Below are 15,238 nucleotides of genomic sequence, written 5' to 3'. Positions count from 1 at the left end.
TCTCGCCTCCGACGCCGTTCCGTTGACGCATCGTTAAATGTCCGATGACGGACCGGAGCAAAACCCCATTTAAACTGCACAAAACGCAAGTTTCATGGCTTTTCACAACGAGGAGGCCGTACATGGCCCTCAGCCCCAAGGGCCGCCGTGGCTACGCCGCCGGCGCGCTCGCCCTGACCGTTGCTCTCACGCTCACCGCGTGCGGCAGCGAAACCGGCTCGAGCTCCGGCACCACCAGTGCCGACACCTCCGCGGCCGGTGGCGGCGTCAAGCTGGTCCAGCCCGGCAAGCTCACGGTCTGCACGAACATCCCTTACGAGCCGTTCCAGTTCAAGGACCAGAGCGGCAAGATCGTCGGGTTCGACGTGGACATCGTGGACCTGGCGGCGAAGAAGCTCGGCGTGACCCAGAACATCGTCGACATCGACTTCGCGGTGATCAAGAGCGGTGCGGCCATGGCCGCGGGCAAGTGCGACGTGGCCGCCGCCGGCATGACCATCACTCCCGAGCGCCAGCAGAACATCGACTTCTCCGTCCCCTACTTCGACGCCACGCAGGCCCTGCTGGCCAAGAAGGGCACGGGCGCCAAGTCGCTGGCGGACGTGAAGGCCAAGAACCTCAAGTTCGGGGCCCAGGCCAGCACCACCGGCCTGAAGTACGCCCAGGACAACGGCTTCGACCCCACCGAGTACGCCGACTCGGCCAAGGAGCTGCTGGCCCTGCAGGCCGGGCAGGCCGACGTGATCGTCCAGGACCTGCCCGTCGTCCTGACCTGGCTGAAGAAGCCCGATGTCGCAGCCAAGTTCGAGATGATCGCCAGCCTGGACACCGGCGAGCAGTACGGCATCGGCCTCAAGAAGGGCGCCGACCCGGTGCTGCTCAAGACGATCAACGACGAGATCACCAAGGCCAAGTCCGACGGCACCTACGAGAAGATCTTCATGAAGTGGTTCGACAAGAAGCCCGGCGAGCTGGGCTGATCCATGGCCGACCAGCCGAAGACGGCCGAGCCCGCCCGCAGCGGGCTCAGCCCTCGGAAGAAGCAGCAGATCAGCCGGGGCGTCCAGTACGTCGTCCTGGCCGTCGCGCTCATCGCGCTCGTGCTGTACGCCGACTGGGGCAGCCTGGCGCAGAACTTCGCCAAGCCCGACGTGGCCTCGGCGGCGCTGCCCGACCTGTTCACGATCGCACTGCGGAACACGGTCATCTACGCGGTCGGCGGGTTCGCCTTCTCGTTCGTGCTGGGCCTGCTGCTCGCTCTCATGCGGCTCTCGCAGGTCCGGCCCTACCGCTGGGTCGCGATCGTCTACGTCGAGATCTTCCGCGGCCTGCCGGCGCTGCTGATCTTCCTGATGATCACGTTCCTGCCCCTGGCGCTGCCCGGGTTCCAGGTGCCCGGCGGCACGTACGGCCAGGGCATCCTGGGGCTGGGCCTGGTCGGGGCGGCCTACCAGGCGGAGGTCTTCCGCGCCGGGCTGCAGGCGGTGCCCAAGGGGCAGACCGAGGCGGCCAGGTCGCTCGGCATGTCCGCCACCCGGGCCCAGGTCACCGTGGTGATCCCGCAGGCCGTACGGATGGTCATCCCGCCGACCACCAACCAGTTCGTCGCCCTGCTCAAGGACTCCTCGCTGGTGCTGTTCCTCGGCGTCTCGGGCGAGTACGTCGAGCTGGCCAAGTTCGGCAACGACCTGGCCTCCCAGTACGCCAACGCCACGCCCATCATGGTCGCCGGCGTGACGTACCTGATCGTCACGATTCCGCTGGGATACCTTGCCTCCCGGCTGGAGGGACGCAAGCGGAGGGTCGGATGATGACGCACGCGATAGAACTGCAGGACCTGCACAAGCACTTCGGCAAGAACGAGGTGCTCAGGGGCATCGACCTGACGGTCGACCCGGGCCAGGTGGTCTGCGTCATCGGCCCGTCGGGCTCGGGCAAGTCCACGCTGCTGCGCTGCGTGAACATGCTGGAGAGACCCACCAGGGGCCGGGTCTACGTCAAGGGCGTCGAGGTCACGCACCCCGACGTGGACATCGACGCCGTACGCCGGCACATCGGCATGGTGTTCCAGCAGTTCAACCTGTTCCCGCACATGAGCGCGCTGCAGAACGTGATGATCGCGCAGCAGCGGGTGCTGAAGCGGAGCAAGGGCGAAGCCGAGACCATCGCCAGGGAAAATCTGGACAAGGTCGGCGTCGGCGAAAAGTGCCACTCCCTGCCCGGGCAGCTCTCGGGCGGTCAGCAGCAGCGGGTGGCCATCGCCAGGGCGCTGGCCATGAACCCGGACCTGATGCTGTTCGACGAGCCCACCTCGGCGCTCGACCCCGAGCTGGTCGGCGACGTGCTCGCCGTCATGCGCAAGCTGGCCGAGGAGGGGATGACCATGCTCGTGGTCACCCATGAGATGGGCTTCGCCCGCGAGGTGGCCGAACGGGTGGTGTTCATGGACGGCGGCGTCGTCGTCGAGGACGGCAACGCGGACCAGGTGATCGGCGACCCGCGGCAGGAACGCACCCGCGCGTTCCTGCACCGCGTCCTCCACCCCGAGGGATAGCCGCACGGCGGCGGGGGCCACGCCCCGGCCACCACCCCCGCCGCCGCCCCCGCCGCCGCCCTCGCCGCCGCCCTCCCCGCCTCGGCGGGGGCTGCCCTTCCATCGCAAAACCAGCCGTCCCCGCCTCGGCCGGGCCGCCCCTCCGTGCCGCGACGCCGCGACACCCCCCGGCCCCGCCGTTCTGGTGTAATAGATCCGCATGGACCTGACCTCTTACGCCGAGTGGGCGGTCCGGCTGGCCAACGATCCCGACCCGCCGCCCGAGCTCAGGCGGCTGCGTGACGAACTGGCCGCGGTGTTCGACGCGGCCGGCTCCGGCCAGGCCGTGGCCGGGCTCCTCAACGCCCTCCTCGTGCTCTATCCCGTACGCCCCCAGCTCACGGACCACGACGGCCACTGGCACCTGCACCTGGCCGAGGACGTCGCCGCCGGCGCCGTGATGGGCCTGGCCGCGGTCGTCGCCGAGCTGGGCGCGGACCGGCTGGGCCGGTGCCGGGAGCCGCACTGCGGGCAGGCCTTCCTGGACACCTCCTCCAACCGCTCGCGCCGCTACTGCTCGGCCCGCTGCGCCAGCCGTGCCAACGTCGCCGCCTACCGCGCCCGCCGGCGCGAGGGCGCCTAGCCCCGGTTCTTGCGCCGCCGCCGGCGCAGCAGGGGCCAGTAGCGCAGGACCACACGCCCCACGATGTCGTGGACCGGGCCGAAATCCCAGCTGTCGCGCCGCCCGCTGGCCCGCTGGTTGTCGCTCTCCAGCCACCATCCGTCCGCACCGTGCCATTGCGCCCGTTTCACGATGAGCCGATCGGGATCTCCGGGGAGCCGGGCCACCACGAGGTCGCCCGGATGCACGACGGCTCCCCGCCGTACCAGCAGCCAGTCCCCCGGAACCAGTGCGGGACGCATGGAATCGCCCTCGACACGCACTCTCATGGGCTGTGACCCCCCACTCCGCAGGTGTTCGGACCCGAGTAAGGTCGGTTGTGGACCAAGCTGAATCAGCATCAAGGAAGGACTTTCTGATGCTCGCACGACTGCTACGACCCAAGCATGTCGCTTCCGCACACTGCGACCTGCCCTGTGGGGTTTACGACCCCGCCCAGGCCCGCATCGAGGCGGAGTCGGTCAAGGCGATCATGGAGAAGTACGCCGGCAACGAGGACCCGGTCTTCCGCGCCCGCGCGCTGACCATCAAGGAGGAGCGGGCCGAGCTGGTCAAGCACCACCTGTGGGTGCTGTGGACCGACTACTTCAAGCCGCCGCACCTCGAGCAGTACCCGCAGCTCCACCAGCTCTTCTGGGACGCCACAAAGCTCGCCGGCGCCGCGGGCGCCAAGGGCACGGTCGACGTCGCCAAGGCGGAGGATCTGCTGGGCAAGATCGACGAGATCTCGAAGATCTTCTGGGAGACCAAGGCCGCCTAAATCGGCACAAAAGGCTCTGTGCGGTCAGGGACCGCACAGAGCCTTTTCCGTTGTTGGCGAGTCTGATTCGTCCAACCACCGCTCAGGGGCGGTAAGTTGCAGTTGGCGTCGGATACCGCGAGGAGGAACGTGACCGAGGAAACCGAGACGCGCGCGGAGGGCGTGGCGGGCATCCGCGACGTGGTGAGCATCAGGCTCCCCGCCGCAAGCGCTTACCTGTCTGTGCTGCGTACGGCCACCGCCGGGCTGGCGGCGCGGCTGGACTTCACGCTCGACGAGATCGAGGATCTGCGGATCGCGGTCGACGAGGCGTGCGCCATGCTGCTGAGCGAAGCGGTGCCCGGCACCGACCTGACCGCCGAGTTCGAGCTGACCGGGCACGAGATGCAGGTCAGCGTGGAGGTGGCGACGGTCGGCAGTTCCGCGCCCAAGCGAGACGACTTCGCCTGGATGGTGCTCACCGCCCTGGCGGATGAGGTGGACGCGGTGGCGCCCTCGCCCGGCTCCCCCGACACGATGGCGATCGTCCTGCGTAAGCGCCGAGGCGCGGCGAGGCCGGCGTGACGGAAAGGACTGGAGCCATGGCCACCAGCGAACACGCCGTGCCCGACCGGGTGCGGGCCCGGATGCTCTTCGCCGAGCTGGCCGAGCTGGGCCCCGAGGAGCCGCGTCGCCAGCGCATCAGGGACGAGCTGGTCGAGCTCCACCTTCCCCTGGTCGAATATCTGGCCCGCCGCTTTCGCAACCGGGGTGAGTGGCTCGACGACCTGACCCAGGTCGCCACCATCGGGCTGATCAAGTCCATCGACCGGTTCGACCTCAACCGCGGCGTGGAGTTCTCCACCTATGCCACGCCCACCATCGTCGGCGAGATCAAGCGCCACTTCCGCGACAAGGGCTGGGCCGTGCGCGTGCCGCGCCGGCTCCAGGAGCTCAAGCTCTCGCTGACCAAGGCGATAAGCGATCTGTCGCAGCGCGAGGGCCGGGCGCCGACCGTGGCCGAGCTGGCCTCCTACCTCAAGATGACCGAGGAGGAGGTGCTGGAGGGGCTGGAGTCGGCCAACGCCTACTCGACCGTCTCGCTCGACGCGCCCGACTCCGGCGACGACGACGCCCCCGCGGTGTCCGACTCGCTCGGCATCGTGGACGAGTCGCTCGAGGGCGTCGAATACCGCGAGTCGCTCAAGCCTCTGCTGGAGCGCCTGCCGCCGCGCGAGAAGCGCATCCTGTTGCTGCGTTTCTTCGGCAACATGACGCAGTCGCAGATCGCCACCGAGCTCGGCATCTCGCAGATGCACGTCTCGCGCCTGCTCGCCCGCACCCTTGCCCAGCTGCGCGAGGGCCTGACCGCGGACGACTAGCGAGGCGGCCGGACGGCTATCCGTCGCCGTAGAGGGCGTGGGTGGTGGGGGGCGCCAGCAGGGCCGCCAGGCCGGCCACGGCGACCACGATCAGCGGGATGCCGAGCTGTGGCTGGCCCGAGTTGATGAGCGTGACGGCGACGGGCAGCATGAAGATCTGGGCCAGCACGGCGGGCGACCTCCCCCACCGCTCCACCCTGAACAGCCCGCCGAGGGCCACCCAGAGCAGTCCGGCGCCGATCAGCATCCCGAACACCGCCTCCGCGAGGGCGGTCATCAGATCGGCCGGGGATCCCATCAGGGACTCGACCCCGACGAAGAGGCCGAGCCCGAGCGCGGTCAGGCCCTCCAGGGCGACGACGGCGGCGGCGATGACCAGAGTCAGCGGACGATGGTTCACGCCCCGTACCCTACTGCGCTCGGCGCGGGAAGCGGGAAATAGGACGTTCGGCCGATAAGCCGACAACGATCATTGGCTACGCTGGCGTTATGCGCGCAATGCTGCTGGTCAATCCCACGGCCACCACCACGAACGGCCGTACGCGCGACGTGCTGATCCGCGCGCTCGGCGCGGCCGTGGACCTCTCCGTCGAGGAGACCCGCTACCGGGGCCACGCGGCGGCGCTGGCCGCCACCGCGCGCGCCAAGGGATACGACGTGGTCGCGGTGCTCGGTGGCGACGGGACGATCAACGAGACCGTCAACGGGCTGCTCAACCCGGTCGACGGCGGCGAGGCCCCGCCGCCGGGCGACGACCCGAGCGCCGGCCGGCCCGCGCTCGTCGTGATCCCCGGTGGCAGCGCCAACGTCTTCGCCCGCGCGCTGGGGTTGCCGAACGACCCGGTGGAGTCCACGGGGGCCGTCCTGGAGGCGATCAGGGAGGGCCGGCGCAGGACCGTGGGCCTGGGGCAGGCCCTCTGGGAGGGGGAGAGCCGCTATTTCACGTTCTGCTCGGGAATGGGATACGACGCCGAGGTCGTACGGGCCGTGGAGGGCCTGCGGGGCAGCGGGCGTAAGGCTACCCCCACGCGGTATGTGAACACCGCTCTACGGCACTATCTGGCCACGGACAAGCGGCATCCTGCGATGCGCCTGACGGGCCCGGGGATCCCGGCCGCCGACGGGGTGTTCATGGCGATCATCACCAACACATCCCCGTGGACTTATGTGGGGACCAAGCCGGTGACCCCGACCCCGTGGGCCAGTTTCGAGACCGGGCTCGATCTGCTGGGGCTGCGGCGCATGGGTGCGATCCAGGTCGCTTCGGTCATCCGGCACATTCTCACGCAGAGTGATGCCCTTCCGTCCGGCCGGCACCTGGTCCAGCTCCACGACGAGGCCGAATTCACGCTCACCGCCGACCGGCCGGTGGCCTTCCAACTGGACGGCGACTACCTGGGCGAACGCGAAACCGTAACATTCCGGTCTACACCGAACGCATTACAAGTTTTGGTCTAGGTAGTTACATTCGGTCATTGTGTGACGCATCCGACAGCCATAACAGCCAAAACTTCCCGTCAACCCTCTTGCGTGCACTCAGCGTGGCTGACAGGCTCAACACTGACGTCGGAACGTAGGACCTTTAACAACCCCAAGGGTCCCTCCAGACGTCAGCGGGGAGGCCCGGTCCTTACAGGATCCGGGTTCTTGTTCGCACAGGTTAGTGAAAGTCTTCACAAAGTAGTAGCCGCACGGAGCCGACCAGAGGCTCCATCTACTAAGGAGTGGACGCATGGACTGGCGCCACAGAGCTGCCTGCCGTGACGTGGACCCCGAGCTGTTCTTCCCGATAGGCAACTCCGGCCCCGCGCTCATGCAGATCGAGGAGGCCAAGCAGGTCTGCCGTTCCTGCTCGGCCATCGAGGCGTGCCTGAAGTGGGCGCTGGAGTCCGGCCAGGACGCCGGTGTGTGGGGCGGCCTGAGTGAGGACGAGCGCCGCGCGCTCAAGCGTCGCTCCGCCCGTGCCCGAGCCCGCGCCACTGCCTGACCCCACCGGAGCGACCGGCCTGGTCAGGTCGCCGGGAGCGGAAGCGGGATCGACAGGGTGACCTCCGTGCCGCCCTCCAGGCGCGGCTCGATGGACAGCCGGCCGGACAATTCCCCTTCCACCAGCGTACGGACGATCTGCAGTCCCAGGCTGGTGGAGCTGTCGAGGTCGAAGCCGTGGGGCAGGCCACGGCCGTCGTCCCTGACGATGACCTTCAGCCGGTCGAGCGCCGATTCGACCAGCACCTCCAGGTGCTTGGGCCGCCCGTGTTGCAGCGCGTTCTGCAGCAGCTCGGTCAGTGCCATGGCCAGCGGCGTGGCGATGAGCGAGGGCAGCACGCCGAACTCCCCGACCCGCCGCGGCATGACGGCCGCCTCGGCCGCCGACACCTCGCCGGCCATCGCGATGACCCGGTCGGCGATCTCGTCGAAGTCCACGAACTCCTCCGGTGCATGAGAGAGGGTCTCGTGCACGATCGCGATCGACCCCACCCGGCGTACCGCCTCCTCCAGCGCCTCCCGTCCCTCGGGCACCTGCAACCGCCTGGCCTGCAGCCTGAGCAGGGCGGCCACGGTCTGCAGGTTGTTCTTCACCCGGTGGTGGATCTCGCGGATGGTGGCGTCCTTGGTCATCAGCTCGCGCTCGCGCCTGCGCAGCTCCGTCACGTCCCTGATGAGCACCAGCGCGCCGATGCGCCCGCCGCCGACGATCAGCGGGATGGCCCTGAGCTGCACGGTCGTGCCGCCGGACTCGACCTCGGTCTCCTTGGCCGCCCGGCCGCTGGCCACGATCATGAGATCTTCGTTGATCGGCTCGTCGGAATAGCACAGCGTCGCGGTGACCCGGCCCAGCTCGGCCCCCACCAGGTCGGCGTGCAGGCCGAGCCTGCGGTAGGCGGACAGGGCGTTGGGGGAGGCGTACGTGACGCGACCGGCCCGGTCGAGCCTGAGCAGGCCGTCGCCGACGCGCGGCGAGCGGACCAGGATCGGCTCCTCACCGGAGAACGGGAAGCGGCCCTCGGCCACCATCTGCGCCAGGTCGGAGGCGCTCTGCAGGTAGGTCAGCTCCAGGCGGGAGGGCGTACGCGCGGAGGAGAGGTTGGTGGAGCGCTGGATCACGGCCAGGAAGCGCCCCTCGCCGCCCTCCACGGCCCGGCGCACCGGGATCGTCTCCTCGCGCACCGGCACGCCGGTGGACCAGTCGGGGTCGCCCTCACGGCAGATGCGGCGCTCGTGCCACGCGGTGTCGATGAGCTGGCGCTCGCCCTTGGCGGCGATGCTGCCGACGATGTCGTCGTGGTAGACCGTGGGGCCCGTCGTCGGACGCATCTGGGCGATGGCGATCCAGCCGTTCTCCCCCAGCAGCGGTGCCCACAGGATGAGATCGGCGAAGGACAGGTCGGCCAGCAGCTGCCAGTCGGAGACGAGCGAGTGCAGCCAGTCGAGGTCGGCTTCGTCGAGTGCGGTGTGGCGGGCGACCAGGTCGCTGAGAGTCGGCACGACTGCATCATGCGTGCTTACCCCCGTGACATCCAAACCGGCCCGCGCCCGCGCGGACGTGCCGGGCGTCCGCGCGGGCGCGCAGTGAAGCCGGATTTGTCATCGTCCGCCCAACTGGTCTTTTCCCGAGATCTCATATTGTGAGAACCATCACACAGTCGAATGCGCTCAGATCCGCGGGTACGACTGTGCCGGGCAGTCCGGAGGTGATCCATACGGGCGACACGGTGCGCGTTGGGGCCTCGGTTGTGATCGGGTGCGCTGCTGTCGATATCCTTCACAATCAACCTGAGCTGCCCGGACCCACGCGTGCCAGGGGCCGCACGCGCTCGGTGCCGGCCGTTCGCCCGGGTCCGCGGTTGACCGCTCGGGCCAAAGTGAGTTCCGATGATCTCGCGGTGATCAGACACGCCCTCACCGCCGTGGCAGAAGTGAAGGTGAGCGCGTGACCGACGACAACCCCCGCGTACCGAAGTACTACGACGTCAAACGCAGCGTGCTCGAGCTCACCAAGACCCTCGCTCCGGGCACCGCGCTGCCGCCGGAGCGCACGCTGGCCGTACGTTTCGAGACCTCCCGCACCACCGTCAGACAGGCGCTGACGGAGCTGGTGGTGGAGGGGCGGCTGCTGCGCATCCAGGGCAAGGGCACCTTCGTGGCCCAGCCGAAGGTGGCGCAGGTGCTGCAGCTCACCTCGTACATCGGGGACCTGCGCACCGCCGGGCTGGAGCCGGACACCAAGATCCTGGAGATCGGCTACATCACCGCCGACGAGGCGCTGGCGCGCCGCCTGGCCATCAACCCCGGCGGGCGGGTGCTGCGCATCCACCGCCTGCGGCTGGCCAACGGGGAGCCGGTCTCGATCGACACCACCCACCTGTCCGCGCGCCGCTTCCCGCGGTTGCGGCGGGAGCTGGAGGTGCACGCGTCGCTGTACGAGACGCTGCACAACGCCTACAACGTGCGGCTCACGGACGCCGAGGAGATCATCGAGACGGTCCTCGCCACCCCGTACGACGCCAAAGCCCTCGGCGTGGACGTCGGCCTGCCGATGCTGCTGCTCACCCGGCACGCCTTCGACGCCGACGGGAACCCCGTCGAGTGGGCCCAGTCCCTCTACCGGGGCGACCGCTACAAGTTCGTCACCCGCCTGCGCAGGCCGTAGCGCGCGCCGACCGGCCCGGCTCGGCTCGGCCATACCGATCGCGATGATCCGGGCGCACACGTCGATCGGCGGGCAGGCCGAGGTCATCCGCATGGAGCTGAACCGCGTGGACGCCGGCACCGCGACCTCCGCCGGGTGAGCGGGCCTCAAGTGAGATCACGAGCGTCGCGGACCTAGGCTGAGATCATGAGCGTCCTCGTTGTCACCGGCACCGATGCCGGGGTGGGCAAGACCGTGGTGACGGCGGCGCTCGCCACGCTGGCCCTGGGGCGTGGGTCCAGCGTCGCCGTGGTCAAGCCCGCGCAGACCGGGGTGGCGCCCGGTGAGGCCGGGGATGTGGACCAGGTGATCCGGCTGTCCGGCGTCACCACGACATTCGAGGTGCGCCGGTTCGCGGAGGGTCTTCCCCCCGCCGCGGCCGCGCGGGTCGCCGGGGTGCCACCGGTGTCCCTGGCCGAGGTGGCCCGGTTCGTGGCGGAGCTGGCCGAGAGCAACCGGCTGGTGGTCGTGGAGGGGACCGGCGGGCTGCTGGAACGGTTCGACGAGGATGGCGGGACCATCGGCGATCTCGCCCGGTCGCTGGGTGCACAGGTGCTCGTCGTGGTCGGGGCCGGGCGGGGGACGGTCAATCACACCGCGCTCACCCTTGAGGCGCTGGCGAACCGAGGGCTGGAGCCGGCGGGGATCGTCATCGGACGCTGGCCCCGCGAGCCCGGCGTCGTCGAGCGGAGCTGCGTGTGCGATCTTGAGATGCTGGCCGCGCGACCGCTGGCCGGTGTCATGCCCGAGGGGGCGGTCGGGCTCGGCAGGGACGCGTTCGCCGAGGTGGCGCACCAGGGGCTGGGGGCCGTGCTGGGGGGCGCGTTCGATGCCGCCCGGTTCAAGGCGGCGCTGTGACGGTGGGGCTAGCCCTACCACCGATCAGCACGCCAAACCCATTTCGCGTCCTCCGTGCCGCTCAATACCGTTGAAGCATGAGGGTCCCCCGCCCGTGGTCGGCACGCGCCTGGCTCGACACGGCCCACCTGATGATCGGGCTGCCGGTCGCCGTGCTGCTCGGCGGGCTGACGCTCGTCCTGGCCGTGGCGCCGCCCCTGCTGCGGCGCGGCGTGCCGCGCTTCACCAGGGTGCAGCGGTCGAGGTTCGAGGCGTTCCTCGGGGCACGCATCCCGCCCGTGCTCTCCCCGAGCCACTGGCGCAGGGCGGCCACGTGGCGGCAGATCGGCTACCACCTGCTGTCCCCGCTGGTGAGCGCGGTGGGGGCTTTCCTGGTGGCGGTGTCGTGGGGCGGGGCGGTGGTGGGGCTGCTGGCGTTCCTGGCGCCGAAGCTCCAGCCGCCGCCGCTGGAGTTCATGTTCGATCTGCGGAACAACAAAATAGTGACCGCCTACGTCGTGATCGGTGCGGCGCTGCTGATGCTCGCGCCGGTCCTGGCCCGCGGCATGGCGGCGCTGGACCTGTCGGTGGCCCGCACACTGCTCGGGCCCAGCCGTTCCGAGCTGGGCCAGCGGATCGAGACCCTGACCGAGAGCCGGGCGGGCGTGATCGACGCGGCCGACGCCGAGCGCCGCAGGATCGAGCGCGACCTGCACGACGGCGCCCAGCAGCGGCTCGTCTCCCTCGCCATGAACCTCGGCCTGGCCAGGGCCACCCTGACCGACCTGCCGGAGCCGGCCCGCGAGGCGATCGAGCAGGCGCACGAGGAGGCGAAGCAGGCGCTCAAGGAGCTGCGCGACTTCGTACGCGGGCTGCATCCGGCCGTGCTCAACGACCAGGGCCTGGACGCGGCGCTCTCCGGCGTCGCCGCCCGGGCCCCCTTTCCCGTCAAGCTGCGCGTCGACATGGAGCGGCGTGCCAGCCCGACCATCGAGGCGGTGGCGTTCTTCATCGTGTCCGAAGCACTGACCAACATCGCCAAGCACGCCGCCGCCGGCCGGGCCGAGGTGAACGTGCGGCGCGAGCGAGACCGCCTGCACTTGCTCGTCCACGACGACGGCCGCGGCGGCGCCCGGCTGGACGGCGGCACCGGCCTGCGCGGCCTGGTCCAGCGCATCGACTCGGTGGACGGGTCGCTCAAGCTGTCCAGCCCGCTCGGCGGGCCCACGACGATCGAGGTGGAGCTGCCGTGCGAGTAGTGCTCGCCGAAGACTCGGTGCTGCTGCGCGAGGGCCTGGTCCGGCTCCTGGACGCGGCCGGCATGGAGGTGGTGGCGGCCGTGGACGAGGCCGAGGGGCTGCTGCGGGCGGTCGAGGTGCACGGTCCCGAGTTGGTCGTCACGGACGTCAGGATGCCGCCCACGCACACCGACGAGGGCCTGCGGGCCGCGCTCGTGCTGCGCCGCCGTCAGCCGACGCTGGCGGTCCTGGTGCTCTCCCAATACGTCGAGGAGCGCTACGCGGCCCAGCTCCTGGCCTCCGCCGCGACCGGTGGCGTCGGCTACCTGCTCAAGGACCGGGTGGCGGACGTGGCCGAGTTCATCGACGCGCTGCGCCGGGTGGCCTCGGGCGGCACCGCGCTCGACCCGGAGGTGGTCGCCCAGCTCCTGCTGCGCGGCAACAGCGACCCGCTCGAACGCCTGACCCCCCGCGAGCACGAGGTGCTCAAGCTGATGGCGGAGGGCCGCTCCAACGCCGGCATCGGCCAGGCACTCGTGCTCAGCGAGGGGGCGGTGGGCAAGCACATCGGCAACATCTTCGCCAAGCTCGACCTGTCCCCCGCGGAGGGCGATCACCGGCGGGTGCTGGCGGTGCTGCAGTTCCTCAAGATCAGGAGCCTGCCATGAGGGCCGCGTGGCTGGCGGGCGGCGCCGTGGCGACGGTGGTCGCGCTGGTGCTGTCCACGGGCTTGCTCTGGAGCCTGTTCGCCGACGGCACCCCGCCGGTGGACCGGCGGGGGCGGATCATCCCCTTCACCAGGGACGAGGTGCGGATCCAGGTGGGCCAGGGCCAGGTCAATCTGTTCGTCGAGCCGGGCGAGGCCGGTGAGATGCTCGTCTTCCGGGCGCTGCGCTGGTCGGCGGACCGGCCGACGATCACGGAGACCTGGGAGGAGCACAGCGGGACCCTGCGGCTCGAAGCGGTCTGCCACCACTCCGACCAGCCGGACGGCCCTCTCTGCGTGGCCGACTACACGTTGTTCGTGCCGCCGGAGACCCGCGTCGAGGCCGCCACGACCTCCGGCGCGCTCAACGTCAACCGCCTCTTCGGCGGCCTGCGCCTGACCTCCCTCTCCGGCGACATCTACGTCCATGACGTCGCCGGCGCCGTCTGGGCCAGAAACGGCACCGGTGACGTCACGGCCGAGGGGCTCAACGGCTACCAGGCCGACGTGGAGGTCGGCTCGGGAAACGTGCGGTTGCGGTTCCGGCAGCCGCCGATGGAGGTCAGGGCGGTGGTCAGGACGTCGGGCAACGTCGACGTGACCGTGCCGGACCTCCCCTACGACGTGGCGGTGGCGGCCGCCAACGGCACCGTCGACGTCAACAGGGACAGCCGGTCGGCCCGGAAGATCACCGCGGCGGCCCCCAGGGGCCTGGTCACGGTGAGCGCGGGACCCCGCCCTTGAAATCTGTTTACTCTTGTGACCGGTTGGTAAGTTCCCGGCATGGAGTCTGCGAAGCACGCCGGTGACGCCGCCGTCACCGTGTCCAAGGCCTATGGCGTCGAGACCATGTTCACCCTGTCGGGGGGGCATGTCTTCCCCCTCTACGACGGTGCGGTGCACGAGAGCATGCGCATCCTCGACGTACGCCACGAGCAGAGCGCGGTCTTCGCCGCCGAGGCGACGGCCAGGTTGACCAGGAGGCCCGGGCTGGCCGTGCTGACCGCGGGCCCGGGCATCACCAACGGCGTCAGCGGCGTGGCCACGGCGCACTTCAACGGCTCGCCGGTGGTCGTCATGGGCGGCCGGGCGCCCAGGTCGCGCTGGGGCAGCGGCGCCCTGCAGGAGCTGGACCACCCGCCGCTGCTCGAACCGATCACCAAGCTGGCGTTCACCGCCACCGGCGCCGACTCGATCGGCCAGGACGTGGAGCTGGCCTTCCGCACGGCCATCGCGCCGCACCGCGGCCCGGTCTTCCTCGACTTCTACATGGACCACTTGTTCGCCCCGTCGCCGTCGCACGAGGCGCGTACGCAGACGCCCTCGCCGCTGGAGCCCGACCCCGACGACCTGGCCGCCATCGCGCGGCTGCTGGCCGAGGCCGAGCGCCCGGTGCTGGTCTACGGCTCCGACGTGTGGATGGACCGCGCCGAGGAGGCCGCCCGCGACTTCGCCGAAACGTGGCGGTTGCCGGTCATCCCCAACGGCCAGGGCCGCGGCATCCTGCCCTCGGGACACGAGCTGCTGGTCACCCGCGCCCGCGGCCTCGCCTTCGCCCAGGCCGACCTGGTGATCGTGGTGGGCACGCCGCTGGACTTCCGGCTCGGCTACGGCTGGTTCGGTGGCAAGGACGACGCGCCGCTCGCCCGGGTGGTGCACATCGCCGACGCGCCGTCGCAGCTCACCACGCACATGCAGCCGGCCGCGTCGGCGGCGGGCGACCTGTCGGTGGTGTTCTGGAGCCTCGGCACGGCCTGCGGGGAGGCGGGGGTCAAGCCGGAGAGACACGCCTCGTGGGTGTCGAAGCTCGCCGAGACGGCCGCGGCGGCCATCGCGGGCGACGCCGGGCTGCTGGCCGCTGACTCCGACCCGATCCACCCCATGCGCGTCTACGGCGAGCTGGCCAAGGTGCTGTCCGACGACGCCGTGGTGATCGGCGACGGCGGAGACTTCGTCTCCTACGCGGGCAAATACGTCGAGCCGAAGCAGCCGGGCAACTGGCTCGACCCGGGCCCGTACGGCTGCCTCGGCACCGGCCTCGGCTACTCCGTCGCCGCCCGCCTGGCCCGGCCCTCCTCGCAGGTGGTGCTGCTGCTCGGCGACGGCGCCGCCGGGTTCTCGCTGATGGACGTCGACACCCTCGTACGCCACCGGCTCCCCGTCGTCATGATCTGCGGCAACAACGGCATCTGGGGCCTGGAGAAGCACCCCATGCAGCTCCTGTACGGCTACGACGTGGCCGCGGAGCTGCAACCGCAGTGCCGCTACGACCAGGTCGTGACCGCGCTGGGGGGCGGCGGCGAGCTGGTCACCAAGCCGTCGGAGATCGGCCCCGCGTTGCGCAGGGCGTTCGACTCCGGCATCCCGTACATGGTGAACATCGCCACCGACCCGCAGATCGCCTACCCCCGCAACACGACGGGGGTCTGAC

18 protein-coding genes are annotated in these 15,238 nt (G+C 70.3%); 15 read left to right on the top strand and 3 right to left on the bottom strand.

Annotated elements, in window-relative coordinates; genetic code table 11:
* Positions 1 to 122 precede the first annotated feature (122 nt).
* The 4 genes from ABGB18_RS16080 to ABGB18_RS16065 all read left to right on the top strand — a co-directional run bounded on the left by ABGB18_RS16080 (position 123) and on the right by ABGB18_RS16065 (position 3,176).
* Entirely contained in the window at positions 123 to 980 is an 858-nt protein-coding gene (locus tag ABGB18_RS16080; RefSeq protein WP_347696292.1) for an ABC transporter substrate-binding protein, read from the top strand.
* Between the two features lie 3 nt (positions 981 to 983).
* Positions 984 to 1,811, top strand: a complete 828-nt coding sequence (locus tag ABGB18_RS16075; protein WP_347696291.1) for an amino acid ABC transporter permease — start codon at positions 984 to 986, stop codon at positions 1,809 to 1,811.
* Positions 1,811 to 2,554 (top strand): amino acid ABC transporter ATP-binding protein, encoded by a 744-nt coding sequence (locus tag ABGB18_RS16070; RefSeq protein WP_347696602.1) that lies wholly within the window; start codon positions 1,811 to 1,813, stop codon positions 2,552 to 2,554. The genes ABGB18_RS16075 and ABGB18_RS16070 overlap by 1 nt, the downstream gene beginning before the upstream one ends.
* 199 nt (positions 2,555 to 2,753) lie before the next feature.
* Positions 2,754 to 3,176: a CGNR zinc finger domain-containing protein gene (locus ABGB18_RS16065; RefSeq protein ID WP_347696290.1), complete on the top strand. Its 423-nt coding sequence runs from the start codon at positions 2,754 to 2,756 to the stop codon at positions 3,174 to 3,176.
* Here the strand turns inward: ABGB18_RS16065 and ABGB18_RS16060 are convergent.
* Positions 3,173 to 3,484, bottom strand: a complete 312-nt coding sequence (locus ABGB18_RS16060; protein ID WP_347696289.1) for a S24 family peptidase — start codon at positions 3,482 to 3,484, stop codon at positions 3,173 to 3,175. The genes ABGB18_RS16065 and ABGB18_RS16060 overlap by 4 nt on opposite strands.
* Before the next feature lie 89 nt (positions 3,485 to 3,573).
* Here ABGB18_RS16060 and sodN point away from each other — a divergent pair, with 89 nt between their 5' ends.
* From sodN to ABGB18_RS16045, 3 genes are all read left to right on the top strand, one after another.
* A complete protein-coding gene (sodN, locus tag ABGB18_RS16055) occupies positions 3,574 to 3,975 on the top strand; it encodes a superoxide dismutase, Ni (RefSeq protein ID WP_217370137.1) in 402 nt (133 codons plus the stop codon).
* 129 nt (positions 3,976 to 4,104) lie between these two features.
* On the top strand, positions 4,105 to 4,539 hold the full coding sequence (locus ABGB18_RS16050; protein WP_347696288.1) for an anti-sigma factor: 435 nt from the start codon (positions 4,105 to 4,107) through the stop codon (positions 4,537 to 4,539).
* A 17-nt stretch (positions 4,540 to 4,556) separates the two neighbouring features.
* Complete coding sequence (locus ABGB18_RS16045) at positions 4,557 to 5,336, top strand: RNA polymerase sigma factor SigF (RefSeq protein ID WP_171074665.1); 780 nt, start codon at positions 4,557 to 4,559, stop codon at positions 5,334 to 5,336.
* Between the two features lie 16 nt (positions 5,337 to 5,352).
* On the opposite strand, the gene ABGB18_RS16040 is transcribed toward ABGB18_RS16045, so the two are convergent.
* On the bottom strand, positions 5,353 to 5,736 hold the full coding sequence (locus ABGB18_RS16040; RefSeq protein WP_347696287.1) for a hypothetical protein: 384 nt from the start codon (positions 5,734 to 5,736) through the stop codon (positions 5,353 to 5,355).
* A gap of 89 nt (positions 5,737 to 5,825) precedes the next feature.
* Between ABGB18_RS16040 and ABGB18_RS16035 the strand changes: the two genes are divergently transcribed.
* Positions 5,826 to 6,794, top strand: a complete 969-nt coding sequence (locus tag ABGB18_RS16035) for a diacylglycerol kinase family protein (RefSeq protein WP_347696286.1) — start codon at positions 5,826 to 5,828, stop codon at positions 6,792 to 6,794.
* Between the two features lie 274 nt (positions 6,795 to 7,068).
* Complete coding sequence (locus ABGB18_RS16030) at positions 7,069 to 7,323, top strand: WhiB family transcriptional regulator (RefSeq protein WP_347696285.1); 255 nt, start codon at positions 7,069 to 7,071, stop codon at positions 7,321 to 7,323.
* A 23-nt stretch (positions 7,324 to 7,346) separates the two neighbouring features.
* Here the strand turns inward: ABGB18_RS16030 and ABGB18_RS16025 are convergent, their stop codons facing one another.
* Complete coding sequence (locus tag ABGB18_RS16025) at positions 7,347 to 8,822, bottom strand: histidine kinase N-terminal domain-containing protein (protein WP_347696284.1); 1,476 nt, start codon at positions 8,820 to 8,822, stop codon at positions 7,347 to 7,349.
* A 445-nt stretch (positions 8,823 to 9,267) separates the two neighbouring features.
* On the opposite strand from ABGB18_RS16025, the gene ABGB18_RS16020 reads away from it, so the two are divergent.
* The 6 genes from ABGB18_RS16020 (at position 9,268) to ABGB18_RS15995 (ending at position 15,237) form a co-directional block, all read left to right on the top strand.
* Positions 9,268 to 9,987 carry a GntR family transcriptional regulator gene (locus tag ABGB18_RS16020; RefSeq protein ID WP_347696283.1) on the top strand — a complete coding sequence of 240 codons (720 nt, stop codon included), beginning with the start codon at positions 9,268 to 9,270 and terminating at the stop codon, positions 9,985 to 9,987.
* 186 nt (positions 9,988 to 10,173) lie between these two features.
* A complete protein-coding gene (bioD, locus tag ABGB18_RS16015; protein WP_347696282.1) occupies positions 10,174 to 10,884 on the top strand; it encodes a dethiobiotin synthase in 711 nt (236 codons plus the stop codon).
* A 77-nt stretch (positions 10,885 to 10,961) separates the two neighbouring features.
* The gene (locus ABGB18_RS16010; RefSeq protein WP_347696281.1) at positions 10,962 to 12,122 is read left to right on the top strand and encodes a sensor histidine kinase; all 1,161 of its coding nucleotides are present in this window, start codon (positions 10,962 to 10,964) and stop codon (positions 12,120 to 12,122) included.
* Positions 12,113 to 12,769 carry a response regulator transcription factor gene (locus ABGB18_RS16005; RefSeq protein WP_347696280.1) on the top strand — a complete coding sequence of 219 codons (657 nt, stop codon included), beginning with the start codon at positions 12,113 to 12,115 and terminating at the stop codon, positions 12,767 to 12,769. The genes ABGB18_RS16010 and ABGB18_RS16005 overlap by 10 nt, the downstream gene beginning before the upstream one ends.
* The gene (locus tag ABGB18_RS16000; RefSeq protein ID WP_347696279.1) at positions 12,766 to 13,551 is read left to right on the top strand and encodes a DUF4097 family beta strand repeat-containing protein; all 786 of its coding nucleotides are present in this window, start codon (positions 12,766 to 12,768) and stop codon (positions 13,549 to 13,551) included. Before ABGB18_RS16005 ends, ABGB18_RS16000 begins: the two co-directional genes overlap by 4 nt.
* A gap of 39 nt (positions 13,552 to 13,590) precedes the next feature.
* Positions 13,591 to 15,237 (top strand): acetolactate synthase, encoded by a 1,647-nt coding sequence (locus tag ABGB18_RS15995; RefSeq protein WP_347696278.1) that lies wholly within the window; start codon positions 13,591 to 13,593, stop codon positions 15,235 to 15,237.
* The last annotated feature ends 1 nt before the right edge of the window (position 15,238 follow it).

This window comes from Nonomuraea sp. B12E4 (assembly GCF_039871825.1).
Taxonomy (GTDB): Bacteria; Actinomycetota; Actinomycetes; order Streptosporangiales; family Streptosporangiaceae; genus Nonomuraea.
Note: the sequence above shows the minus strand (reverse complement) of the source record. Positions and strands in the feature narration are given on the sequence as shown.